This is a genomic window from Klebsiella quasipneumoniae subsp. quasipneumoniae (assembly GCF_020525925.1).
In the GTDB taxonomy this organism is placed as follows: domain Bacteria; phylum Pseudomonadota; class Gammaproteobacteria; order Enterobacterales; family Enterobacteriaceae; genus Klebsiella; species Klebsiella quasipneumoniae.
In genome coordinates this window covers 3,108,426-3,130,603 of record NZ_CP084876.1, presented here as the reverse complement: position 1 = coordinate 3,130,603, position 22,178 = coordinate 3,108,426, and the positions used below count along the sequence as shown (strand labels likewise).

Annotated in this window: 24 protein-coding genes; 14 read left to right on the top strand and 10 right to left on the bottom strand. The window is 57.1% G+C overall.

Annotated elements, in window-relative coordinates; translation table 11 throughout:
• Positions 1-71 precede the first annotated feature (71 nt).
• Entirely contained in the window at positions 72-1,079 is a 1,008-nt protein-coding gene (locus LGM20_RS15225; RefSeq protein WP_044522281.1) for an AraC family transcriptional regulator, read from the bottom strand.
• A gap of 226 nt (positions 1,080-1,305) precedes the next feature.
• On the opposite strand from LGM20_RS15225, the gene LGM20_RS15220 reads away from it, so the two are divergent.
• The 7 genes from LGM20_RS15220 (at position 1,306) to LGM20_RS15190 (ending at position 7,522) form a co-directional block, all read left to right on the top strand.
• Entirely contained in the window at positions 1,306-2,163 is an 858-nt protein-coding gene (locus tag LGM20_RS15220; RefSeq protein ID WP_044522282.1) for a MurR/RpiR family transcriptional regulator, read from the top strand.
• A 128-nt stretch (positions 2,164-2,291) separates the two neighbouring features.
• Positions 2,292-3,620 carry an aspartate aminotransferase family protein gene (locus tag LGM20_RS15215; protein ID WP_044522285.1) on the top strand — a complete coding sequence of 443 codons (1,329 nt, stop codon included), beginning with the start codon at positions 2,292-2,294 and terminating at the stop codon, positions 3,618-3,620.
• Positions 3,617-4,171 (top strand): carboxymuconolactone decarboxylase family protein, encoded by a 555-nt coding sequence (locus LGM20_RS15210; RefSeq protein ID WP_023289262.1) that lies wholly within the window; start codon positions 3,617-3,619, stop codon positions 4,169-4,171. The genes LGM20_RS15215 and LGM20_RS15210 overlap by 4 nt, the downstream gene beginning before the upstream one ends.
• A 127-nt stretch (positions 4,172-4,298) precedes the next feature.
• Positions 4,299-5,051 carry a glutamine ABC transporter substrate-binding protein GlnH gene (glnH, locus tag LGM20_RS15205; RefSeq protein ID WP_023289263.1) on the top strand — a complete coding sequence of 251 codons (753 nt, stop codon included), beginning with the start codon at positions 4,299-4,301 and terminating at the stop codon, positions 5,049-5,051.
• Between the two features lie 51 nt (positions 5,052-5,102).
• Positions 5,103-5,759, top strand: a complete 657-nt coding sequence (gene glnP / locus LGM20_RS15200) for a glutamine ABC transporter permease GlnP (protein WP_023289264.1) — start codon at positions 5,103-5,105, stop codon at positions 5,757-5,759.
• Positions 5,760-5,761: 2 nt separating this feature from the next.
• Positions 5,762-6,484, top strand: a complete 723-nt coding sequence (gene glnQ / locus LGM20_RS15195; RefSeq protein WP_044522351.1) for a glutamine ABC transporter ATP-binding protein GlnQ — start codon at positions 5,762-5,764, stop codon at positions 6,482-6,484.
• A gap of 21 nt (positions 6,485-6,505) precedes the next feature.
• Positions 6,506-7,522, top strand: coding sequence for an acyl-CoA--6-aminopenicillanic acid acyl-transferase (locus LGM20_RS15190; protein WP_044522286.1), 1,017 nt, complete (start codon positions 6,506-6,508; stop codon positions 7,520-7,522).
• On the opposite strand, the gene LGM20_RS15185 is transcribed toward LGM20_RS15190, so the two are convergent.
• The gene (locus LGM20_RS15185; protein ID WP_044522288.1) at positions 7,519-8,709 is read right to left on the bottom strand and encodes an MFS transporter; all 1,191 of its coding nucleotides are present in this window, start codon (positions 8,707-8,709) and stop codon (positions 7,519-7,521) included. The two genes, LGM20_RS15190 and LGM20_RS15185, sit on opposite strands and share 4 nt — an antisense overlap.
• Before the next feature lie 175 nt (positions 8,710-8,884).
• Here LGM20_RS15185 and LGM20_RS15180 point away from each other — a divergent pair, with 175 nt between their 5' ends.
• A complete protein-coding gene (locus tag LGM20_RS15180; RefSeq protein WP_044522291.1) occupies positions 8,885-9,766 on the top strand; it encodes a LysR family transcriptional regulator in 882 nt (293 codons plus the stop codon).
• 70 nt (positions 9,767-9,836) lie between these two features.
• Here LGM20_RS15180 and LGM20_RS15175 read toward each other — a convergent pair whose 3' ends face one another.
• Positions 9,837-9,932: a hypothetical protein gene (locus LGM20_RS15175; protein ID WP_224222709.1), complete on the bottom strand. Its 96-nt coding sequence runs from the start codon at positions 9,930-9,932 to the stop codon at positions 9,837-9,839.
• A gap of 91 nt (positions 9,933-10,023) precedes the next feature.
• On the opposite strand from LGM20_RS15175, the gene LGM20_RS15170 reads away from it, so the two are divergent.
• Complete coding sequence (locus LGM20_RS15170) at positions 10,024-10,335, top strand: hypothetical protein (protein ID WP_044522295.1); 312 nt, start codon at positions 10,024-10,026, stop codon at positions 10,333-10,335.
• A 121-nt stretch (positions 10,336-10,456) separates the two neighbouring features.
• On the opposite strand, the gene LGM20_RS15165 is transcribed toward LGM20_RS15170, so the two are convergent.
• Positions 10,457-10,939 (bottom strand): glutathione peroxidase, encoded by a 483-nt coding sequence (locus LGM20_RS15165; RefSeq protein ID WP_044522297.1) that lies wholly within the window; start codon positions 10,937-10,939, stop codon positions 10,457-10,459.
• A 157-nt stretch (positions 10,940-11,096) separates the two neighbouring features.
• Between LGM20_RS15165 and LGM20_RS15160 the strand changes: the two genes are divergently transcribed.
• Positions 11,097-11,660, top strand: coding sequence for a hypothetical protein (locus LGM20_RS15160; RefSeq protein ID WP_044522300.1), 564 nt, complete (start codon positions 11,097-11,099; stop codon positions 11,658-11,660).
• A 45-nt stretch (positions 11,661-11,705) separates the two neighbouring features.
• Here the strand turns inward: LGM20_RS15160 and LGM20_RS15155 are convergent, their stop codons facing one another.
• The gene (locus LGM20_RS15155; protein ID WP_012968476.1) at positions 11,706-12,989 is read right to left on the bottom strand and encodes a YeaH/YhbH family protein; all 1,284 of its coding nucleotides are present in this window, start codon (positions 12,987-12,989) and stop codon (positions 11,706-11,708) included.
• An 85-nt stretch (positions 12,990-13,074) separates the two neighbouring features.
• The gene (gene yeaG / locus LGM20_RS15150) at positions 13,075-15,009 is read right to left on the bottom strand and encodes a protein kinase YeaG (RefSeq protein ID WP_004203779.1); all 1,935 of its coding nucleotides are present in this window, start codon (positions 15,007-15,009) and stop codon (positions 13,075-13,077) included.
• A 416-nt stretch (positions 15,010-15,425) separates the two neighbouring features.
• Here yeaG and LGM20_RS15145 point away from each other — a divergent pair, with 416 nt between their 5' ends.
• Together LGM20_RS15145 and LGM20_RS15140 are read left to right on the top strand one after the other, a co-directional pair.
• Positions 15,426-16,172: a MipA/OmpV family protein gene (locus LGM20_RS15145; protein ID WP_023289272.1), complete on the top strand. Its 747-nt coding sequence runs from the start codon at positions 15,426-15,428 to the stop codon at positions 16,170-16,172.
• A 91-nt stretch (positions 16,173-16,263) separates the two neighbouring features.
• Positions 16,264-17,118, top strand: coding sequence for an aldo/keto reductase (locus LGM20_RS15140; RefSeq protein ID WP_044522302.1), 855 nt, complete (start codon positions 16,264-16,266; stop codon positions 17,116-17,118).
• Between the two features lie 60 nt (positions 17,119-17,178).
• On the opposite strand, the gene LGM20_RS15135 is transcribed toward LGM20_RS15140, so the two are convergent.
• Together LGM20_RS15135 and gapA are read right to left on the bottom strand one after the other, a co-directional pair.
• Positions 17,179-18,063: a D-hexose-6-phosphate mutarotase gene (locus LGM20_RS15135; RefSeq protein ID WP_023289274.1), complete on the bottom strand. Its 885-nt coding sequence runs from the start codon at positions 18,061-18,063 to the stop codon at positions 17,179-17,181.
• A 74-nt stretch (positions 18,064-18,137) separates the two neighbouring features.
• A complete protein-coding gene (gene gapA, locus LGM20_RS15130; RefSeq protein WP_004203784.1) occupies positions 18,138-19,133 on the bottom strand; it encodes a glyceraldehyde-3-phosphate dehydrogenase in 996 nt (331 codons plus the stop codon).
• 337 nt (positions 19,134-19,470) lie between these two features.
• Here gapA and msrB point away from each other — a divergent pair, with 337 nt between their 5' ends.
• Complete coding sequence (gene msrB / locus LGM20_RS15125) at positions 19,471-19,884, top strand: peptide-methionine (R)-S-oxide reductase MsrB (protein WP_004203786.1); 414 nt, start codon at positions 19,471-19,473, stop codon at positions 19,882-19,884.
• A gap of 43 nt (positions 19,885-19,927) precedes the next feature.
• Positions 19,928-20,206 carry a YeaC family protein gene (locus tag LGM20_RS15120; protein WP_004203787.1) on the top strand — a complete coding sequence of 93 codons (279 nt, stop codon included), beginning with the start codon at positions 19,928-19,930 and terminating at the stop codon, positions 20,204-20,206.
• Between the two features lie 94 nt (positions 20,207-20,300).
• Here the strand turns inward: LGM20_RS15120 and yajD are convergent, their stop codons facing one another.
• Both yajD and LGM20_RS15110 read right to left on the bottom strand, forming a co-directional pair.
• Positions 20,301-20,645, bottom strand: a complete 345-nt coding sequence (yajD, locus tag LGM20_RS15115; RefSeq protein WP_044522309.1) for an HNH nuclease YajD — start codon at positions 20,643-20,645, stop codon at positions 20,301-20,303.
• A 160-nt stretch (positions 20,646-20,805) separates the two neighbouring features.
• Positions 20,806-22,059, bottom strand: coding sequence for a chitinase ChiD (locus tag LGM20_RS15110; protein WP_044522312.1), 1,254 nt, complete (start codon positions 22,057-22,059; stop codon positions 20,806-20,808).
• Between the last annotated feature and the right edge of the window lie 119 nt (positions 22,060-22,178).

Genomic DNA, 22,178 nt, shown 5'->3' with positions numbered 1-22,178 from the left:
TGCCTGCTGTCAGGCGCGGTGTCGCTGGCACGGTGCGCCACAATACTGGCAAAGCGCGCCATGACGCGCGCTTAGTTGAGGCGCATCATGTCTCTGAAGTTTTCTGGCGTCTGGCCGGTCCACGCCATAAAAGCCCGGTAGAAGGAATTTGGATCTTCAAAACCGAGCAGAAAGGCGATTTCATAGCCGGAAAGCGTGGTATTGAGAAGATAGTGGCGAGCCAGCGCTTCGCGACAAGCGTGAACAAGGGCGCGATAATTCTCTCCCTCCTGCTCCAGCCTGCGCTGCAGGGTGCGTTTGCTCATTCCCAGACGTTGCGCCGTATTGTCGATAGAGGCGTCGTTGCCCGGCAGAAGCTCCAGCAGGACTGCATGAACACGTTCAGCCGTTGAGGCCTGATCGCTAAGCTGGCTGAGACGACGCTTCAGCTCCGGCTCAAAGACCTGCCACATACCCTCGTTCACCGTCAAAAAGGGCCGCAGGGCATCAGCGGCGGCAAAGCTGATGGTCGCCCGCTTTCCACGCTGTATGGTCGTGCCGAAGAAGGCTGAAAAGTGGTGGGTCTGCTGGCGGGTGAGGGGCTGTGAGAGCGTTACTTTCACGGCCTGAACCGGTTCGCGGGTGGCCAGTCGGTTCAGACGAAGTAAAAATGCCAGCTCTGCCACTTCCAGAGAGGCAGGGATTTCTGTTGCTCCCAGCCAGCGCGGAGACACTGTCAGCGTGCCGTTCTGCACGACCGTCGTCTCCAGCACCATGGGGGCAATAAGCAGTTTATACCTGGCCAGCCGCTGGACCGCCTGCATCATGTGGGTACTACACAAGGCGGCGAACAGCGGGGGATCAAACACTTCCGCAGAGACCCTTTCTACAAAGGGCAAAGGAAAGGCCTGATCGTCGCTTTCTTTTTCCAGCACGCGCCAGAAACGCAGATACTCATCGGTAGTCAGACCGCGATTGATGTCTGAAAAGGTGTCGTCCGGCAAACCGGCCTGGCGGAGAAGATGTTCAGGCTCCATCCCTGCGTCTTTGAGCAGCGCTCGCCAACGGAGATTGAGAGAAAAAGTGCGGTTGCGTGCCATGGTGAGATTTCCAGCAGTGAACAGGGCTTTGATGTGCAACGCCCCCTGATAAGAGCATACCTTTTCCCACCCGCCAGTGACATTCCTCTTGTGCCATATTTGAAGTAAAGCACGCCAGCAATGAGAAGGGGGAACGGATGTGACACGCGGGGTCGTTAGCCACCTATAGAGTCTTGATCTCAAATATGATTAGATAGCTTTCACTTAAAACCAGTCAGTGGCTGCCATGAATCTCAGGGAAAAAATCATTAATGAATTCGGCGGGTTGTCGCCCGAGCTGCAACGCGCCGCCGAGTTCTCACTGCAAAATGCCAGTCAGCTGGTGGTGTTATCCATGCGCGCCTTCGCGGCGGAAGCCGGGGTAAAACCGGCGACGCTGCTGCGTCTGGCGCAGCGGCTGGGTTACCGCGGCTGGAGCGAGCTGAAAAGCGATTTCATTGACGACCTGGGGCTGCGCAATGATACATACGTATCAAAAGCGGAAAAAATGATGGCCCGCGGCACGCAAACGCAGCTGTATAAAGAGGTATTTCAGGCGCATCAGGCGAACCTGACCTTTACGCAAAACGAAAATGCCCAGCAGATGGAGCAGGCGGTGACCTTGCTCGACAGCGCGGAGAATGTCTATATCTGCGGATTCCGCGCCAGCTTTCCGATCGCGTGGTCGCTGTTCTATGTCTATCGACTGTTCAACCGCCAGGTATCGTTAATCGATGGCCTGGCCAGCAATATCGAAGTCTTTACCCGCGAACTCACCGCCCGGGACTGCGTCTTACTCACCAGCTTTGCGCCCTATTCGCGCGAATCACTGGATGTTTTACAGGCAGCCCGGCAGGCAGGGGCGAAGATCCTCGCCATTACCGACTCGCCGGTTTCCCCCTTAGCGCAGGCGGCAGACTGCACGCTGCTGTTTTCCATCGACAGTCCGTCATTTTTCCCTTCCGTGGTCTCCGGCATGGGGCTGGCGGAGTGTCTGCTGGCGATGCTGGTGGTGCGCCACGGCCGGGAGGCGGTGAGTAAAATTGAAAGTGCCGAACGCTATCTCATTGAGTCTGGCGCCTACGTGATCCCCGGTAAGTCCTGATAAATGATTCAAATGTATCAGTTATAAGTATAATGGATGCATTTATATCTTTAATTCGTTGACGTGATCCAAATGGATCCTGCAAGATACGCTCAATTAATGTAGCGGATTCAGGAGCAGAACCCAGTATGAGTCATGTCATTCACCGCAGCCTGCGTAGCACGCCGATGGTGGCCTCACGTGCGCGAGGGGCCTATATCTTTGATGCCCAGGGAAAACCGTATCTTGATGCCTGTGGCGGGGCGGCGGTTTCCTGCCTCGGACACGCGCATCCTGATGTGCTGGCGGCGATGCACCGCCAGATCGATCGGCTGGCCTATGCGCATACCAGCTTTTTCACCAGCGATGCCGTCGAGCAGCTTGCCGAACATCTCACCCGCACGGCGCCCGGCGAGCTTAACTACGCCTACTTTGTCTCGGGCGGTTCTGAGGCGGTAGAGACGGCGCTGAAGATGGCGCGGCAGTACTTTGTGGAGATCGGCCAGCCATCGCGCACCCGCTTTATCGCCCGTAAACAGAGCTATCATGGCAATACGCTGGGCGCGCTGGCGGTGGGGGGGAACGAATGGCGCCGTCGCCAGTTTGCCCCCTTATTAATGGATGTTATCCGCGTCTCCGCCTGCAATGAGTACCGCGATCGCCGGGCTGACGAGACCCAGCAACAGTATACCGAACGTCTGCTCAATGAGCTGGAGCAAGCCATCCTTGAGGCCGGCCCGGAAACGATCATCGGTTTCTGTGCGGAAACCGTGGTGGGAGCGACGACGGGAGCCACGCCGCCGACGCCGGGCTATCTGCAAGGGGTCCGCCGCCTGTGCGACAAATACGGCATCCTGTACATCGCGGATGAGGTGATGTGCGGTATGGGGCGGACCGGGACGCTGCATGCGTTTGAACAGGACGACGTGGTGCCCGATTTAGTGACCATCGCCAAGGGACTCGGCGGGGGTTATCAGCCGATTGGGGCGGTGCTGGCGAGTGAGACCATCGTCTCCGCGCTGAAGGCGGGCAGCGGATTGTTCCAGCACGGTCACACTTACATTTGTCATGCCACCGCCGCGTCGGCAGCCCTGGCGGTGCAGCAGGTGATCGCGCGCGATAATTTACTGGACGCTGTCAAACAGCAGGGCGCCTATCTGCACAAGGCGCTGCGCGAGGTGCTGGGGGAGTTACCGCATGTCGGTGATACGCGCGGACGTGGCCTGTTTGCGGGGGTCGAACTGGTGCGCGATAAAGACGACAAAACGCCGTTCGATCCTGCCCTGAAGCTGCACGCCGCGATCAAAGCAAACTGTATGGCGCGCGGACTGATGGTCTATCCCATGGGCGGCACGATCGATGGCCAGTCTGGCGACCACATCCTGATTGCACCGCCGTTTATCATCACCCCGGCGCAGCTCGATTTTGTGGTCGATACCCTGGACTGTGTGATCCGCGAAGAGACGGGGAAATTATGATCAATCGTTTACCGCCCCTGGCGGAACAGGAATGGGACGATCGGCAGCGTCAGTTAGCGGAAGAGATCATCAACGGACCGCGCGGCGCCTTGCTGCCGCCCTTTGAACCGCTGTTGCGTAGCCCCGAGCTGATGGCGCATGCCCAGCGTATGGGGGAGTACCTGCGCTATCGCAGCGCGCTGGGCCAGCGTCTTTCTGAACTGGCGATTTTGCTGACCGCGCGGCACTGGTCGCAGCCGGTAGAGTGGGCGATCCATGCGCCGATAGCACGCGAGAAAGGGATCTCTGCCGCGGCGGTGCAGGCGATTAAGGAAAGGCGCCGGCCCGCGGATCTGCGGCCCGATGAGCAGGCGATCTATGACTTCTGTCAGCAGCTGCATCAACAGCAAAAGGTCAGCGATGAGACCTGGCAACAAGCCATTGAGTTATGGGGCGAGAAGGGCGTGGTGGATCTGATTGGAATAAACGGTTATTACAGTTTTCTCTCCATGGTGATGAACAGCGCGCAAACGCCAGTACCGGATACCTCTGACTCTCTGTTTTCTGAATAAGTTATCGATTTTATTCGGGCGCATAAAACTGCGCCCGGCATATCAGCTCTTATTATTAATTCTTCCGGCGAGATATTTCGCAGGATGACGTTCGTTGTAGGCTATTTCACTGACGCTGAGGGTAATTATGAGTGGATTATTTAAGAAATTAAAGCTGACGCTGGCATTAGTTATTTGTTCAGCCAGTTTTGTGACAGCAGCAGAAGATAAAATAACGGTGGGTGTCGATACTGCCTTTGTTCCATTTGAATTTAAACAAGGCGATAAATATGTCGGCTTTGATATCGATCTGTGGGACGCGATTGCGAAGAAAATGCATATCAGCTACGAATTAAGGCCGATGGATTTCGGCGGCCTGATCCCCGGTCTGCAGTCACGTAATCTGGATGTGGCGATGGCGGGAATAACGATTACCGATGCGCGCAAGCAGGTCGTGGACTTCAGCGAAGGATATTATAATGCCGACCTGCTCATGGCCGTGAAAAGTACCGACAACTCCATTGTTAAATTCAGCGATTTGACCGGGAAAAAAGTCGGCCTTAAGCAGGGGACAGCGGCAGCCAGCTTTATGAAAAGCAAATATAAAGCGAATTATATCGAGTTCCCGAATATCGATAACGCTTACCTTGACCTGCAGGCCGGTAATCTCGATGCCGTGGTTCATGATTCACCGAATGTCCTTTACTACGTGAAGACGGCGGGTAACGGCAAGGTCAAATCCACCGGTGAGACGGACAGCATTCTGCCACAGCAGTATGGCTTTGCGATGCAGAAAAACAGCAGCCTGACGCCAAAAGTCAACCAGGCCCTGCAGGCCCTGCGCGCCGATGGCACCTACGACAAGATTTACGTAAAGTGGTTTGCTAAACAGCCGAAATAACCCTGCCAGGTCGGAGCGATCCGACCTCATATTTTCTTTACGGGTAGAAGCATGAATTTTGACAGTCGCTATATTTGGGATGCATTGCCGCTGCTGATGCAAGGTTTGCAGCTGACGCTGATTATTTCGTTATCAGGCTTGTTAGGTGGATTAATCATTGGCTTGCTGGCCGGGACCTGCCGCGCATTAGGCGGAACAATATCCAAAACGGTATCGCTGGTGTTTGTGGAAGTCATCCGCGGGACGCCAATTATGGTGCAGGTGATGTTTATCTACTTCGCCCTGCCGATGGTGTTGCCAGTGCGTATTGACCCGGTTCCCGCCGCCATTATCACCATTGTGATTAACTCCGGGGCTTATATAGCGGAGATCACCCGGGGGGCGATTCTGTCGATTAATAAAGGATTTAAAGAAGCCAGCCTGGCGATGGGATTATCGCCGCGCAGCACCCTGTGGCATGTCATTATGCCGCTGGCTTTTCGGCGGATGATCCCGGCATTAGGCAATCAGTGGATTATCAGTATTAAAGATACCTCGCTGTTTATTGTCATTGGCGTGGCAGAATTAACCCGTCAGGGACAAGAGATTATTGCCGGCAATTTTCGGGCGCTGGAGGTGTGGACGGCGGTGGCGATGATTTATCTGTTTTTGACATTGTGCCTGAGCTTCCTGCTGAAACAACTTGAGAAAAGGATCCATATTTTATGAGCATGGTTGAATTTAGCGCGGTGGCGAAAAACTTCGGCGCCACTCAGGTGCTGCACGATATCAATTTAAAGATTGAAGTGGGCGAGGTGGTGGTGATCATTGGCCCGTCCGGCTCGGGAAAATCGACCCTGCTGCGCTGTATTAACAAGCTGGAGGCGATCTCTTCGGGAACGCTGCTGGTGGCGGGCATGCACATTACGGATCCGCATGCGAATGAGTGTGATATTCGCCGCGAAGCCGGTATGGTGTTTCAACAGTTTCATTTGTTTCCGCATCTGACCGCCCTGGAGAATGTTATGTTCGGTCCGCTTCGCGTGCGCAAGCAGAGTAAGGCCGCGGCGCGGGAGCAGGCGCTGGCGTTGCTGGACCGCGTGGGGCTGCGTGAACGCGCCAACCACTATCCGGCAGAGCTCTCGGGCGGTCAGCAGCAGCGCGTGGCGATAGCGCGCGCCCTGGCGGTGAAACCCAAAATGATGTTATTTGATGAGCCAACATCCGCCCTCGATCCCGAACTGCGGCATGAGGTGTTAAAGGTCATGCGATCCCTGGCCGAAGAGGGCATGACGATGGTGATTGTGACCCATGAGATTGGCTTTGCCAGAGAGGTGGCTTCCCGGTTGATCTTTATTGATGGCGGCACCATTGCCGAAGATGGTTCACCTGAGGCGCTGCTCACGGCCAGCAGCAATCCGCGTCTGCAAGAGTTTTTGCAACACGTATCCTGAACATAAGTGAATGATGACAATATGAAAACAATCGCAATCCGTGGTTCCGCCTATGCGGTCGGTCAGCAGCTTGGCGCGTTTGGTCGTGAGGCCTGGCAGACTAAAATCAGGCAAACGGCGCTGTGGCAAACCGTAACCGCCCTGAAAACGGCGGAACAGACCCAGCGCATGCGCGCAGCCGTGCAGGCGCAGTTCCCGCTGATTTGGCAGGAGCTGGAGGGCATGGCGGACGGGCTGCAGGCGCCGGTGGATGAGGTGTTCGCCTGGAACTGTCGCGGCGATCTGGTACGTTCGACGTCAGATGGCTGCACCACCCTGGCGGGGAGAAGCCCGGAGGGCGCGTTGATCATTGCGCACAATGAAGACGGCTTCCCGCAGCTGCGTGAAGAGTGCGCCATCGTCAGCGTAACCCCGGAGGTGGGCCTCGCCTTCACCAGCTTTGCCTATCCCGGCTCCCTGTGCGGGCATACCTTCGCGGTGAATGAGAAGGGGATAGTCAATACGGTCAACAATATTCGCGCCGTGCATCGTCCGGACGGCATGCCGCGCCAGATTGTGGCCCGCGCATCGCTGAACGCCGCCACCTTAGAGGAAGCCGTCACTTTGCTGAGCGCCACGCCGCGCGCGGGCGCGTTTCACCACACCCTGGGCCAGATGGGCGATAGCCGTCTGTTTAGCGTGGAAGCCACCGGCTCCGGCAGCTCGGTGCTCGAGTTGTCCGCCACCGGCGGGCATGCCAACCATCTGATCCATCCCCAGCTTGCGGCCATTGAACAGATCGTGACCGGGAGCTCCGGTTCGCGCCAGCGGCGCCTGGACGCATGGCTGGCGACGAACCCGCCGCTGGATGGCGTGACAGCGAAAGCGATGCTCTCCGACCAGCAGGATCCGCTGTTACCGATTTACCGGCTGTCTCCCGACGATCCGGATGAGGAAAATACGCTGGCGACGGCTATTTTTACCTTGAGCGCGACCCGCGTCGTGTGGCAGGTCTTCACTCTGGACCGTGAAAACGCGGTTTTACAGGGCAGCCTTTAGCGGGCCGAGGGCGCTTTCAGCAGGGCGATCAGCAGCGTACTGCCCACCATGATCCCCGCCGCCAGCCACACCATTCCCGACAGGCCAGCTGAGGCGATCAGCTGGCCGCCGACAAGCGCCCCGGTGCCGATGGCGGCATTAAAAATGGCCACGTAAATGGCTGACGCCGGCTGGGCGACCGCGCCCGCGCTGCGCAGCAGCCAGGTCTGTAAGCCGACGAACACAATCGCGATGCCGGCGCCCCACAGGGCTAACAGTAGCCCGCTAAAACAGAACGACAGTGGCGCAAGACGGGCGGCGCCAAGGATCGCCAGCGCGCCCCCGCTCAGCAGCAGCGCAGCGAAAATCAGCCCCTTCAGATGACGATCGATAAGCTTACCCGCGATAACGTTACCCAGCAGCCCGGAAACCCCTGACAGCAGCAGCAGGCCGGAGAGGGCGGTCGCCGGGACTCCCTGCAGATTTATCAGCAGCGGTTCAATGTAGGTGAAGGCGGCAAAGTGAGCGGTAATGATGCAGGCCGTGGCGCCATACAGGCCACCGAGCAGCGGATTGCGGAAAATATCGCGATAAACACGCAGCCTGACGGAGGCAGGGGCGGCCAGCGGGGGCAGCGTTGAGCACAGCGCCGCAGCGGCGGCCAGTGACAGCAAGGCCATCGCCATAAACGCGTGTCGCCAGCCCGCCAGGGTGGCGATAAAGCTCGCCAGCGGTACCCCCACTACGCTTGCCGCCGACACGCCGCCAAAAATGATCGCCGTGGCCAGCCCCAGCCGGTGCGGCGGCACCAGCTGCGCGGCGACGATGCCAATTAAGGCCCAGAAGGCTCCATGGGCCAGGGCGCCAATCATGCGGGCACTCATCAGGGCGAACATCGAATAAGACCGGGTTGCGGCGAGGCAGGAAAGCGCCAGGATCAGCATCAGCCCGACCAGTAGCGCCTTGCGGGAAATACGCGCCGGCATCGCGCCGGAAAGCAGAGCCGCCAGGGCGCCCACCCAGCCATAGGCGGTGACGGCGAGGCCCATGCCGGATTCCGTCTGGTGAAAATCCGCCGCCAGGGCGCTGAGCATGCCCACCGGCGCCAGTTCGCTGGTGACGATCGAAAAGGCGCAGATCCCGAGCGCAACGACGGCTATCCAGACGCGCGCCGGCGCCGGGTGGAGGAGTAAAGCAATCTCTTTCATATCAGGCGTATCCTTAGGAAAGGTGCGTTCCGCGCGGTGCGCGGACGTTCAGGTGAGGAGCGAGCAGGCGACCGGATGGCCTGGTTGTCTCCGCGAGTGGCGTGCAGTATCATCCCTGTGAAACTGATAAAAAAGAGCGGAAAACGGAGAGTCGTTTTCCGTAAATGGAAAATAGATGACCGCAGAATTTAACTGGGATGATGCGCGCATATTCCTCGCCATCGCCCGGGCGGGAACGCTGAGCGGCGCCGCCGACAAGATGAACATGGGGATTGCCACGGTCTCCCGCCGGCTGGATCGGCTGGAGCAGGCGTTGAACGTTCCGCTCTTCAGCCGCCATCAGAGCGGCTATCGCCTGACCGACGATGGCGAAGCCCTGCTCGCGCGGGCTGAGGCGCTGGAATACGCAGGCCTGGCGTTCGGCGAAGCGGCGCAACTGCAGGGGCATGTCGCCGGGGTTGTCCGCCTGGCCACTGCGGACAACCTGGCCACGCATTTTATTCTGCCCTCCCTGAAAGGGCTCCTGGACCAATATCCCGAGCTGCGGGTGGAGGTGCTGAGCGGCGTGCAGCCGGTGAACCTGCACCGTCGGGATGCCGATCTGGCGATCCGCATGGTCAAGCCTGAGGCCGGGCATCTGACGTTAAAGCGTCTGGGGACGGTGGGGTTTGGCGTCTATGGCGCCGCCGGCTATCTGGCCGGCGCGGACGGCCTGTCGCTGAGCGAGGCGGACTTTGTGGGGTGGCCGGAAACTCACCAGCACCTGCCGGCCGCCCAATGGATCACGCGCACCCTGCGCGGCCGGCCGTGTAAAGTCGAAGCCAATACGCTCGTGGCCCAGGTTTCCGCGGTATCCGCGGGCCTCGGACTGGGCGTCCTGCCGCACTTTATGGCGCGGGCCAGCGGCCTGCAGTGCCTGCAGCCGGAAATCGGCGCGGATCAGACCCTCTGGCTGGTGATGCATTCCGACCTGGCCGGGTCAAGACGCGTGCGGGTTCTCGCCGACCATCTCATCGCTCTCTTTGCGGATCATCAAGAGCGGCTGGCGATGCCCTGAAGGGACGCGGCTTGGGCGTGTATCGATAAGACCCCCCGGGGCTGACGAGCCACGATTTTTTCCGCGCCCGCTAACAGTCATACTCACCGCGCAATATTCGGCCCAATGCTGCGCCGCAGTCGAAAATACTGCAGAGTGAGGGGATATCCCCGTCCGGCAAAATAATTTTGTGTTGTTGCCAGCGCCGCCTTGTTGCGCTCCCCCAAAAATGCCTGTCGATGTTAGGGTAAGAGGTTGATTACCACAGGAGAACGCAAATGATTGTCAGGACCTGGCACGGCTGTGTGCCATTGCAACATGCCGAGGGGTTTGCAAAGCACCTTGAGCGGACCGGCGTGGAACACGCCCGGGGTATCTCCGGCAACAGGGGCGCGCTGGTGCGCCGGGAAAACCAGGGCGAATGGGCGCATTTCTTTCTCGCCACCTACTGGCAGGATCTCGCGGCGGTCAAAGCCTTCGCAGGCGAAGACTATCACGTCGCGGTCACCTATCCGGACGACGAAGTATTCGAACTGCTCTCCGACCCCTACGTGTTTCAGCATGAGGTTGAGGCCGTGTCGCCGCTGTAGGCTGCGTGTCGGGCATGCGGAAGTTAGGCCAACCACAGACGGTTGCTGGCCGCGTGAGATCGACCTCTATCTTGCATGGGCAGCCAGCCGCCGTTGGGCGAACGTGGAATGACAGGAACACTTAGCGTTTGAGTGCGGCAACAATGGCGGCTTCCATTTTCTCCGGCGTCGTGAACGGCGCAAAACGCGCGAGGGGAGTGCCGTCGCGACCGATGAGGAACTTGGTGAAATTCCACTTGATCCGTCCGCCGAGCACGCCGGGCAACGCTTGTTTCAAATAACGAAACAGCGGATGCGCGGCAGGGCCGTTGACGTCCACTTTCTCAAACATCGGGAAGCTCACGCCGTAGTTAACGTGACAGGTCTGCTCGATTTCATCCGCACCGCCGGGTTCCTGCTTGCCAAACTGGTTGCAGGGGAACCCAAGCACAACCAGCCCCTGAGCCGCGTACTTTTGGTAGAGCGCTTCAAGGCCAGCATATTGCGGCGTGAAGCCACAATGGCTGGCCGTATTCACCACCAGAACCACCTTGCCAGCATAGTCAGCCATGGAGAGGGGCTGTCCGCGCAGGCGGGTAGCCGTCAATTGATAAAAAGGGGTCATAGCAGGCTCCTGAGAGTAGAAATAGTTCAACGCTAACGATCGCGCGAATGTTTGAAGCAGATTAGGCAGTTATGATACACAGGGTTAGGGATTTGTACCTGGAGTGTTAAAAAACGCCAGATGTCATAGAAAAAATCGCGAACAGGAACGGCTGAAAATGGTCAAATATATCTTATCGCTGGTCGTAGTGGCGATGCTCGCAGGCTGTACCAGCGCGCCAAACTTGCCGCCTCGGGATACCATTGTGGCGATGAAACCCACAGAGTCCGGTATTGTCGCCAGCTCAGCGAAATACAGTTACCGCTTTGTCCGTGACGGTGTGCCTGAGGAATATCAGCGTTATAAGACCTTTTATGAGCGCTTTCACCAACAGGCTTCCGGCGTGCGGGTTAACTTTGTCGTGGAACAACATGAGGTAACGGCGGAATATCTGGTGGTGATGGATCAGCGCAAACTGGATGCCGGGCAGCATAGCGAGCTGGTAAATCAGTATCATGCGGTGCAGATTGATAACGATCGCCTCGGGGTGTTGTTTAAAGCGACAGGGTTTTGGACGGCATCGGACGCGTCAGATCTGGCCGCCGCCTACCAGTTAGCTCACCCCGTTGTGGTATCAATCAATGATAAGACCAAAACGATTAGCTCGCTTGGCGCCGTCGCCATGGCCCCGTTGTTTCCGTTTTACATGATGTATGGCTGTGCCATCGGGCCTTGTGTCTGAGGAAAATAGCCAGCAAGTCACTCGACTCACTGGCTGAGTATTTCACTACGCTTCACTTTTAGACGATTGTTTGTGAAACAGTTCGCGGAATACCGGGTAGATATCCTCCTGGTCGCGGATATGCTGCATGGCGAAATTATCAAAGGTCGCCTGCAGGTGTTCATACTCGCGCCACAGAGTCTGATGCGCCCGGCGGGTAATTTCGATATAGCTGTAATAACGCACCACCGGCAGAATTTTCTTCGCCAGCAGTTCGTGGCACAGCGGGGAGTCGTCGGCCCAGTTGTCGCCATCCGACGCCTGGGCGGCGTAGATGTTCCACTGCGCCGGGTCATAACGCGCCTGCACCACTTCATCCATCAGCTTCAGGGCGCTGGAGACGATGGTGCCGCCGGTCTCCTGAGAGTAGAAGAACTCGTGTTCATCCACCTCTTTCGCCTGAGTATGGTGGCGGATGTAGACCACATCGACGTTTTTATAGGTCCGGCTGAGGAACAAATACAGCAGGATATAAAAGCGCTTGGCCATGTCTTTGGTGGCCTGGTCCATCGAGCCTGAGACGTCCATCAGGCAGAACATTACCGCCTGGCTGGAGGGCTCCGGCCGTTTTTCGTAATTTTTGTAGCGTAAGTCAAAGGTGTCGATAAACGGCACCCGTTCAATTTTAGCCCGCAGTTCGGCAATCTCTTTGCGCAGGCGCTCCTCCTCCAGCAGCTGCACCGGTTCGCTGCGGCTGATGGTCTCCAGATCCTCCTCCAGGGCGCGCAGTTCACGGCGCTTGCCGGCGGTCATCGCCGTCCGGCGGGCCAACGAGTTCTGCAGCGAACGCACCACGCTGATGTTGGCCGGCACCCCGTTAGAGGTAAAGCCCGCGCGATGGGTTTTAAACTCGTTCAGCTGCCGGTGCTGATTTTTCTTCAGGTTCGGCAGGGCGAGATCTTCGAACAGCAGATCCAGGTACTCATCTTTCGAAATCTGGAAGACAAACTCATCCTTCCCTTCGCCATCGGCGCTGGCTTGCCCCTGACCGCCGCCCCCGCCACCGCCGCCCCCTTGCGGGCGTTCGATGCGGTCGTTTTGCACGAAATGGTCGTTGCCCGGGTGGACGCGGTTGCGCAGCCCGCCGCGACCCTGATGAAACATCGGCTCGTTGATATCGTCCGTCGGGATCGAGACGGATTCTCCGCTCTCAATATCGGTCACCGAGCGCTTGTTGATGGCCTCGGAGATCGACTGTTTAATCTGCGCCTTATAACGGCGCAAAAAGCGCTGACGATTGACGGCGCTTTTGTTTTTCCCGTTCAGGCGTCGGTCTATGAACCAGGTCATATGCCCTCCTGTACTGCATTAGCCAACTTTACTTATCATCATTCAGCTGCAGTTTGCCCGGCGGCGCACCGCCGGGCTGGACGCATCAGGACGATTTACGAACCCGCAGGTACCACTCGCACAGCAGGCGAACCTGTTTGCGGGTGTAGCCTTTCTCCATCATGCGGTCGACAAAGTCGTCGTGTTTTTTCTGCTCATCGGTTGAGGTTTTGGCGTTAAACGAAATGACCGGCAACAGCTCTTCGGTATTGGAGAACATTTTCTTCTCAATAACCGTGCGCAGTTTCTCATAGCTGGTCCAGTTCGGATTACGTCCGCTGTTGTTGGCTCTGGCGCGCAGCACAAAGTTGACGATTTCATTACGGAAGTCTTTCGGGTTGCTGATCCCGGCCGGCTTCTCAATTTTCTCCAGCTCGGCATTCAACGATTCACGGTCAAACAGCTGCCCGGTGTCCGGATCGCGGTATTCCTGATCCTGGATCCAGAAGTCAGCGTAGGTGACATAGCGATCGAAAATGTTCTGCCCGTACTCGGAGTAGGATTCCAGATAAGCGGTCTGGATCTCTTTGCCGATAAACTCGGCGTATTTCGGGATCAGATAGCCTTTGAGGAACTCCAGATAGCGCTCGGCCTGCTCCTGCGGGAACTGTTCGCGCTCAATCTGCTGCTCCAGCACATAGAACAGATGCACCGGGTTGGCCGCCACTTCAACATGGTCGAAGTTAAACACCCTTGAGAGGATCTTAAAGGCAAAGCGGGTGGAGAGCCCGTTCATCCCTTCATCCACCCCGGCATAGTCGCGATACTCCTGATAGGATTTCGCTTTCGGGTCGGTATCCTTCAGGCTCTCGCCGTCATAGACCCGCATTTTCGAGTAGATGCTCGAGTTTTCCGGCTCTTTCAGGCGCGACAGAATCGAGAAGCGCGCCAGCGTTTCCAGAGTGCCCGGGGCGCATGGCGCATGCGTCAGTTCGCTGCTGTTGAGCAGTTTTTCATAGATACGGATCTCTTCGGAGATCCGCAGGCAATAAGGCACTTTGACGATATAGACGCGGTCGAGGAAGGCCTCATTGTTTTTGTTATTACGGAAGGTCACCCATTCCGATTCGTTGGAGTGGGCAAGGATGATCCCGTTAAACGGCAGGGCGGAGATCCCTTCGGTCCCGTTATAGTTACCCTCCTGGGTCGCGGTCAGCAGCGGATGCAGCACCTTGATCGGCGCTTTAAACATCTCGACGAACTCCATGATCCCCTGGTTGGCGCGGCACAGCGCACCGGAGTAGCCGTAGGCGTCCGGGTCGTTCTGCGCATAGTGTTCCAGCTTACGGATATCCACTTTACCCACCAGCGCTGAAATATCCTGGTTGTTCTCATCGCCTGGTTCGGTTTTGGCGATGGCGACCTGCTCGAGAATCGATGGCCAGACTTTGACCACGCGGAATTTCGTGATATCGCCGCCAAACTCATGCAGGCGTTTGGCCGCCCATGGCGACATAATGGTGCCGAGATAGCGGGTAGGGACGCCATACTCTTTCTGAAGGATCTGCGCATCCTCCTGCGGATTGAACAGGCACAGCGGGTGATCGTTAACCGGGCTGCGCTCGCCGTTGGCGCTCAGCACATAGATAGGCACGCGCTGCATCAGGGCTTTCAGCCGTTCAGCCAGCGATGATTTACCACCGCCCACCGGTCCCAGCAGATAGAGGATCTGTTTCTTCTCTTCCAGCCCCTGGGCGGCATGCTTGAGGTAGGAAACGATCTGCTCAATGGCGTCTTCCATACCGTAAAACTCTTCAAACGCCGGATAGCGTGCGATGACCCGGTTTGAAAAGAGACGGGATAGCCGCGGCTCGAGAGCCGTATCAACCATGACGGGTTCACCAATGGCCATCAACAGACGTTCTGCCGCATTGGCATAGGCACTGCGATCTTGCCGGCAGATGGTAAGAAACTCCTGCAGTGTGAACTCTTCGTCCTTGGCAGCTTCATAGCGCTGGCGATAGTGATCGAATATATTCATGGCATGCCGTCCTTTCGTTTTTTAGCACAGGTTGAGAGCCGTTCATATGAATAGTGGGGGCCCCCGGAAGACATAAGCTGAACATCGCTCTCCTGGTATCCAGCAACCCTTATGCCAGGTTGCGGGTGGGGTAGCGTGAATGTGCCCTGCAATTACACCTTCTAAATTTAAGCGTAGATGCATTTAGAAATCTTGCATGCCGCAGAAAATCAATTTCAATGACATATCAATAACTCATCCTGAAAAAGACGCTTTTTGATTCGCCGGGACGTGAAGCTGTCATCGGGCTGTCACCAGATGGTAAGAGAAGGGTGGGAAAGTGAACGATTTGTGTCATATCGGGTAAAGAATTTGAGGCATGAGACCTACGACGGTAAACTGCACGGGCTGATTATTTGACAACGGGAATATGGATTGTGACTAAAATCAAACTTCTGGCACTCGGCGTGCTGATTGCGACCTCCGCCAGCGCGGCGCATGCCGATGGGAAGTTCACGCTTGGGGCTGGCGTCGGCATCGTTGAGCATCCGTACAAGCAGTATGATGCGGATGTTTATCCGGTGCCGGTCATTAGTTATGAGAGCGATAACTTCTGGTTCCACGGTCTGGGCGGGGGTTACTACCTGTGGAATGATACCAACGATAAGCTGTCGATAACGGCCTACTGGTCGCCGATGTACTTCAAGCCGGGCGACAGCGATAGCGAACAAATGCGTCGCCTGGATAAACGTAAATCGACCGTGATGGCCGGTCTTTCTTATGTCCACAACACGCCCTATGGCTTCCTGCGCACGACGATTGCCGGCGATACGCTGGATAACAGCAACGGTATCAACTGGGATCTCGCCTGGCTGTACCGCTACACCAACGGGAACCTGACGCTGACGCCGGGCATTGGCGTCGAGTGGAACAGCGACAATCAGAACGAATACTACTATGGCGTCTCGCAGCATGAGTCCCGTCGCAGCGGGATGCGCAGCTACGATCCGGACAGCAGCTGGAACCCGTATCTGGAGCTGGCGGCCAACTATCGCTTCCTCGGCGACTGGAGCGTATACGGTATTGCGCGCTACACGCGTCTGTCGGATGAAATCACCGATAGCCCGATGGTGGACAAATCCTGGAGCGGTCTGATCTCAACCGGGATCACCTACACCTTCTGATTGTGCATTATTACAGTGCGCTTTATGCATCAAAACAGGGCTTCGCGCCCTGTTTTGCTTTATGGTGGTGCAGGGCGCGAAGAAGGAGACGATGGTGAAAAAAACAGTATGCTTTGGCGAGCAGGCGGCAGTTCCGGCCATCGGGCTGGGAACCTGGTATATGGGCGAGAACGCGGCGCAGCGTCAGCAGGAGGTGGCTGCACTGCGCGCGGGCATCGACCATGGCCTGACGGTAATCGATACCGCGGAGATGTATGCCGACGGCGGGGCGGAGGAGGTAGTGGGCCAGGCGATCCGCGGCCTGCGCGACCGGGTGACGCTGGTCTCTAAAGTCTATCCCTGGCACGCCGGCGGAGCGGCGATGCGCCGCGCCTGTGAAAACAGTCTGCGCCGGCTGCAGACCGACTATCTGGATATATATCTCCTGCACTGGCGGGGCGATATCCCCCTGCAGGAGACGGTCGAGGCGATGGAAAGGCTGGTGGCCGAGGGCAAAATCCGCCGTTGGGGCGTCTCCAATCTGGACACCGACGATATGCAGGCGCTGTGGCGCACGGCGGGCGGCGAACGCTGCGCCACCAACCAGGTGCTCTATCATCTCGCGTCGCGGGGCATTGAATACGATCTGCTGCCCTGGTGTCAGCAGCACACCCTGCCGGTGATGGCCTATTGTCCGCTGGCGCAGGCGGGGCGCTTACGCGATGGACTTTTTCAGCATACCGATATCATCAATATGGCTAACGCGCGGGGCGTGACGGTGGCGCAGCTGCTGCTGGCCTGGGTGATTCGTCATCCGGGAATGCTGGCGATCCCGAAAGCGGCGACTATCGAGCATGTGGTGCAGAATGCCGCCGCGCTTGATATCGTTCTCAGCCCGCAAGAGCTTGCGCAGCTGGATCGCCTCTATCCGCCGCCGCCGCGGAAAACCCGGTTGGATATGGTTTAACCCACAGCGCATCCAGGTGGAGAAGAGAAAAAGCCCCGTGATAAACGGGGCTTTTTGCGGTTAGCGTTTTTTCACGCTGATGGTTTGCGCCAGGCGAGACGGGGTCTCTTCACTGGCTTTCTGCGGCTGGGTCACGCAGCAGGTTTCGACGCAAACGAAGGTTTTATAGCCATCGTCCGGCATGTCGCCCATGCTGACGGACAGCGCCGGGCCCGGGTTCCAGGCCACCACGTTGTGCTGATGATGATGCACCACGTCGATCGTGCGGCTGAGCGCGTCGTCGTGGATCACGCTGCAGCCTTCGGCGTCGAGATAGACGCGGTCGGTACGATCCGGGAAGGTCTGCACGCCGTTGTTCAGAACGCCTTCTTCGGCGTTCTTCACTTTATCGATATAGCGCTCGCCAAGACCGCTCACTTTCACCGCCGCGATATCGCCAACGTTGAAGTAGCTGTGCAAGGCAGAGGTGGTCTCGAATTCGCCGTGGGCTTCCAGCTCGATTTCGCAGGTCTTGCCCAGCTTGAAGCGGGCATAGAGGGTGAACTCATGCGGCCACAGCTTCATGGTTTCAGCGCTGTTCTGCAGCGCAAAGGTCAACATCACGCCGCTGTCGTCTTCATCATGCCCTTCCAGGGTCCACGGCAGGTTGCGGGCAAAGCCGTGCGACGGCAGGCCCTGCTGCGCCGATGGGCCAAACCACGGCCAGCAAATCGGCACGCCGCCGCGCAGGGCGACGCCCTGTTTAAATGGGGTGTTGTTGCTCAGCCACAGGACTTCTTCTTCACCGGCGGGTTTCCAGGAGAGCAGGTGCGCCCCCTGCAGCGCCACAGAGGCTTTCACCTGCGGATGGTCGATGACAATCAGCTCCAGGTCGTCCAGCTGGCGACGGGAGATAACGGGCGAAATGGTTTCATTCACCGGGAGAGCAAAAATTTTATTTATCATTGTGCAATCCTATCTCTGCAGACAAAAAAAAGAGCGACCGAAGTCGCTCTTACAGATTACTTTTTCATCTCAACTTATTTGGAGATGTGGGCAATCAGGTCCAGAACTTTGTTGGAGTAGCCAGTTTCGTTGTCGTACCAGGAAACCAGTTTAACGAAGTTGTCGTTCAGTGCGATACCTGCTTTAGCATCGAACACGGAAGTGCAAACTTCGCCGTTGAAGTCGGTAGAAACAACGTCGTCTTCGGTGTAACCCAGAACGCCTTTCATTGCGCCTTCAGAAGCGGCTTTGATAGCTTTCTTGATTTCTTCGTAGGACGCTGCTTTTTCCAGACGAACGGTCAGGTCAACAACGGATACGTTCGGAGTCGGAACGCGGAACGCCATACCGGTCAGTTTGCCGTTCAGTTCTGGCAGTACTTTACCTACTGCTTTAGCAGCGCCGGTAGAGGACGGGATGATGTTCTGAGCTGCGCCGCGGCCGCCGCGCCAGTCTTTGTGAGACGGGCCATCAACGGTTTTCTGAGTAGCGGTGGTTGCGTGGACGGTGGTCATCAGGCCTTCAACGATACCGAAGTTGTCGTTGATGACTTTAGCCAGCGGTGCCAGGCAGTTGGTGGTGCAGGATGCGTTGGAAACGATGTCCTGGCCAGCGTAAGTGTCGAAGTTAGCGCCGCGAACGAACATCGGGGTGTTGTCTTTGGACGGGCCAGTCAGAACGACTTTTTTCGCGCCAGCGGTGATGTGTTTACGAGCGGTTTCGTCGGTCAGGAAGATACCGGTTGCTTCAGCAACAACGTCAACACCAACTTCGTCCCACTTCAGGTTAGCCGGGTCACGTTCAGCGGTAACACGGATTTTTTTACCGTTAACGACCAGATGACCGTCTTTCACTTCAACGGTGCCGTCGAAACGACCGTGAGTGGAGTCATACTTCAGCATGTAAGCCATGTACTCTGCGTCTAACAGGTCGTTGATTGCAACGATCTCGATGTCAGAACGTTTCTGAGCAGCACGGAAAACAATGCGACCGATACGGCCAAAACCGTTGATACCTACTTTGATAGTCATATATTCCACCAGCTATTTGTTAGTGAATAAAAGGTTGCCTGTAAAATTACAAAAACCTTACGCAGCGTCAAGCGGAATCGTGTCAATCATTGCGACAAATCAATCCTGAGCACACCTTGCGCGATTGATTTGCCTCACTCTCCCTTTGAGCCCAATTCCATATGGGGGCTGCGCGCGGAATTTTAAAGGGCATTTAAGATAAAAACGTGATTTAAGTCACAATTATCTGGCTGCCTGTGGGCACCGGATAAGTTTAGAACAAAAGTGTACGCTTCATTGTTAATGTTTTGTTAGAATTGGGGCGAAAGTTGTCCATTGCAAAGCGAGATGTAAGCCCATGGCAAATAAACCCTCCCCGGAAGAGCTGAAAAACGGCTTGAGCGAAATGCAGTTTTACGTGACCCAACATCATGGCACCGAACCGCCTTTCACCGGACGGCTGCTGCACAACAAGAAAAATGGCGTGTATCACTGCCTGGTGTGCGATGCGCCGCTGTTCAACTCCCAGACCAAATACGACTCCGGCTGCGGCTGGCCGAGCTTCTACGAGCCGGTAAGCGAAGAGGCCATTCGCTATCTGGACGACAGCTCCCACGGCATGCAGCGCATTGAGATCCGCTGCGGAAATTGTGATGCCCATCTCGGTCACGTGTTTCCGGATGGCCCGCAGCCGACCGGCGAGCGCTATTGTGTCAATTCGGCGTCGCTCAGCTTCACCGATGAGCAGAACGGCGAGCAGATCAAGGGTTGAAGAAACGATTCAGCAAATTATTCCAGGTGGAGGTGAGCGGAAGATGGACATTGAGCAAATTATCGACAGCATGACCCCGGAAGTGTATCAGCGTCTGGCGACGGCGGTAGAGCTGGGAAAATGGCCGGATGGCGTGGCGCTGACGCCGGAGCAGAAGGAAAACAGCCTGCAGCTGGTGATGCTGTGGCAGGCCCGGTATAACACCGACGCCCAGCATATGACCATCGACACCCGCGGGCAGATGGTGATGAAGAGCAAACAGCAGCTGAAGGAAGATTTCGGCATCGTGCCGAAGCCGATCGCCACCGTGAAGTTGCAATAAACCGCCGGCCGGCGGGGAGACGTTCCGGCGTCCGGTGATCCGGCGCCGGACAAGGGTAGCGTCAACGACCGCGCCCGGCGGCCAGTCGCTTCGCTTACTTTTTATCCATCATCGCTTTCAGGTCGGCAAACGGGTTGTAGGTGGCCTCGCCGACGCTCTTTTGCGCATCTTCGCCCGCTACCACCGTGGAGCCATACTGATCGGCTTCGGTGTACTTGGAGTGTTCGTGATCGTGACAGTAAAGGCACAACATCTCCCAGTTGCTGCCATCTTCCGGGTTATTGGAGTGGTCGTGATCGATATGGTGCACCGTCAGCTCGCGCAGATTGGAGTAGACAAACTCCCGTGAGCAGCGTCCGCATACCCAGGGAAAGAGCTTGAGCGCCTTTTCGCGGTAACCCACTTCCAGACGTGCGTAATTTTTGGGGATATAGGCCATGGCCCCCTGCCTCCTGTCAAACGGTTAAGCTGCGCCAGCCCCTGGCGCAGCAGATAACAGGCATCATAACCTATCCCGGGCGGCGCGATATACCTGCATTGCCGGCGATGCTGCCTGCGTCACGCCGCCCGGCGGCGGCGATGCGGCGGAACAGCCGCGATTAGTGTTTGATCCCCAGCGATTCCGCCAGCTGGCGGGCCAGCTGGTTCTGGTCATCGGCGCCATACTCCCAGAACATCGCTCCGGCGAGGCCTTTCGCCTTGATGTAGTCCGCTTTAATGGCCACCGAGCGCGGGTTCTCATAGGAGAGGGCGAACAGCGGCTTGCCCTCCGCGGACTGCACCGACAGCCACGGGACTTTCGCCTCATCGTCCCAGTGCTCGGTAAAGCGTTTCTGCGGATCGTTGAGCAATTTGCCCACGATATCATTGTATTTCACGTAAGTGTCTTTGCTCAGGTCATAGCCCAGCGAGGCAAACAGCGCGATCTGCTGTGGACCAAAATAGGGTTGGGTGACCGGGTTCTTTTGCGCATCCGCTTTACTCCAGTCAATCCCCGGCTCGACCGCCCGTTTCGGCACCCGGCCATAAAAACCAATCCCGAGGTTCATCTGGCTGGGTTTAAGCCCGGCGGCCAGGTAATTGTTGACCACAAAATCGGCGCTGTATTTATCCGCCGCGGCGACCGTCGGCCAGTGGCTGGAGTCATACAGGTTCGAGTTGAAGTACTGCGTGCCGTAGGCCATGTCGTAGGTCATCAGGTTGATGTAGTCGAGCGATGATGCAATCGCTTTAACGTCCACCCAGCTTTTCGGGCTTTCGGCGTTGGCGCCCACGGCGATAGTGACCAGTTTCCTGGTACCAAACGCTGCGCGCAGCTCTTTTAACAGCGCGGTAAAGTTATCGCGATCGGCCGGTTGACTGGCAACCAGCCCCCAGGCGCCGTTGACAGGAAACTCCCAGTCGAGGTCAATCCCATCCAGACCATATTTTTCAACAATTTCCTGCGCAGACTGAATAAACACCTTCCGGGTTTCTTTGCTTGCCGCCGCGCCGGAGAAACCGCGCGCTCCCCAGCCGCCGACCGACAGCAGGACTTTGAGGTCCGGGTTCTGTTTACGCAGGGCCGGGAGCTTTTGCAGATCCGCCTGCACCTTCGGCGACAGCCAGATCTCGTGCAGATGAGCAGGATCCTTCAGGGCTGTGTTGGTCTCGTCTTTTTCATCGTTATAGATAAGGCCAAACGAGTAGTTGAGATGGGTGATCTGCCGGACGTCCAGCTTGTCGATATCCCCGCCCGGCCCGGCAGTGACGTCGCCGCCGCCGTTGAAATAGCCGACGGACATCAGCGGTTGGGCAGAGAGCGCGGAAGCGCAAAGCAGGGGCAAGGCTGCCAGCAAGGGCAAACGTTTCATAGTGGTTCCTCTTTGACATAAAAAAAATAACCGCGCCACGAAAATGGCGTGGCGAAAAAACAGCCTTGCCAGACTACCAGCAATAACCTGTTGAAACTGCGAGAGAGTTCAATTTATGG

Bases quoted from the DNA above. Each gene is read 5' to 3' on its own strand.
- LGM20_RS15225 (WP_044522281.1), bottom strand. From the start codon at position 1,079: ATGGCACGCAACCGCACTTTTTCTCTCAATCTCCGTTGGCGAGCGCTG.
- LGM20_RS15220 (WP_044522282.1), top strand. From the start codon at position 1,306: ATGAATCTCAGGGAAAAAATCATTAATGAATTCGGCGGGTTGTCGCCC.
- LGM20_RS15215 (WP_044522285.1), top strand. From the start codon at position 2,292: ATGAGTCATGTCATTCACCGCAGCCTGCGTAGCACGCCGATGGTGGCC.
- LGM20_RS15210 (WP_023289262.1), top strand. From the start codon at position 3,617: ATGATCAATCGTTTACCGCCCCTGGCGGAACAGGAATGGGACGATCGG.
- glnH (WP_023289263.1), top strand. From the start codon at position 4,299: ATGAGTGGATTATTTAAGAAATTAAAGCTGACGCTGGCATTAGTTATT.
- glnP (WP_023289264.1), top strand. From the start codon at position 5,103: ATGAATTTTGACAGTCGCTATATTTGGGATGCATTGCCGCTGCTGATG.
- glnQ (WP_044522351.1), top strand. From the start codon at position 5,762: ATGGTTGAATTTAGCGCGGTGGCGAAAAACTTCGGCGCCACTCAGGTG.
- LGM20_RS15190 (WP_044522286.1), top strand. From the start codon at position 6,506: ATGAAAACAATCGCAATCCGTGGTTCCGCCTATGCGGTCGGTCAGCAG.
- LGM20_RS15185 (WP_044522288.1), bottom strand. From the start codon at position 8,709: ATGAAAGAGATTGCTTTACTCCTCCACCCGGCGCCGGCGCGCGTCTGG.
- LGM20_RS15180 (WP_044522291.1), top strand. From the start codon at position 8,885: ATGACCGCAGAATTTAACTGGGATGATGCGCGCATATTCCTCGCCATC.
- LGM20_RS15170 (WP_044522295.1), top strand. From the start codon at position 10,024: ATGATTGTCAGGACCTGGCACGGCTGTGTGCCATTGCAACATGCCGAG.
- LGM20_RS15165 (WP_044522297.1), bottom strand. From the start codon at position 10,939: ATGACCCCTTTTTATCAATTGACGGCTACCCGCCTGCGCGGACAGCCC.
- LGM20_RS15160 (WP_044522300.1), top strand. From the start codon at position 11,097: ATGGTCAAATATATCTTATCGCTGGTCGTAGTGGCGATGCTCGCAGGC.
- LGM20_RS15155 (WP_012968476.1), bottom strand. From the start codon at position 12,989: ATGACCTGGTTCATAGACCGACGCCTGAACGGGAAAAACAAAAGCGCC.
- yeaG (WP_004203779.1), bottom strand. From the start codon at position 15,009: ATGAATATATTCGATCACTATCGCCAGCGCTATGAAGCTGCCAAGGAC.
- LGM20_RS15140 (WP_044522302.1), top strand. From the start codon at position 16,264: ATGGTGAAAAAAACAGTATGCTTTGGCGAGCAGGCGGCAGTTCCGGCC.
- LGM20_RS15135 (WP_023289274.1), bottom strand. From the start codon at position 18,063: ATGATAAATAAAATTTTTGCTCTCCCGGTGAATGAAACCATTTCGCCC.
- gapA (WP_004203784.1), bottom strand. From the start codon at position 19,133: ATGACTATCAAAGTAGGTATCAACGGTTTTGGCCGTATCGGTCGCATT.
- msrB (WP_004203786.1), top strand. From the start codon at position 19,471: ATGGCAAATAAACCCTCCCCGGAAGAGCTGAAAAACGGCTTGAGCGAA.
- LGM20_RS15120 (WP_004203787.1), top strand. From the start codon at position 19,928: ATGGACATTGAGCAAATTATCGACAGCATGACCCCGGAAGTGTATCAG.
- yajD (WP_044522309.1), bottom strand. From the start codon at position 20,645: ATGGCCTATATCCCCAAAAATTACGCACGTCTGGAAGTGGGTTACCGC.
- LGM20_RS15110 (WP_044522312.1), bottom strand. From the start codon at position 22,059: ATGAAACGTTTGCCCTTGCTGGCAGCCTTGCCCCTGCTTTGCGCTTCC.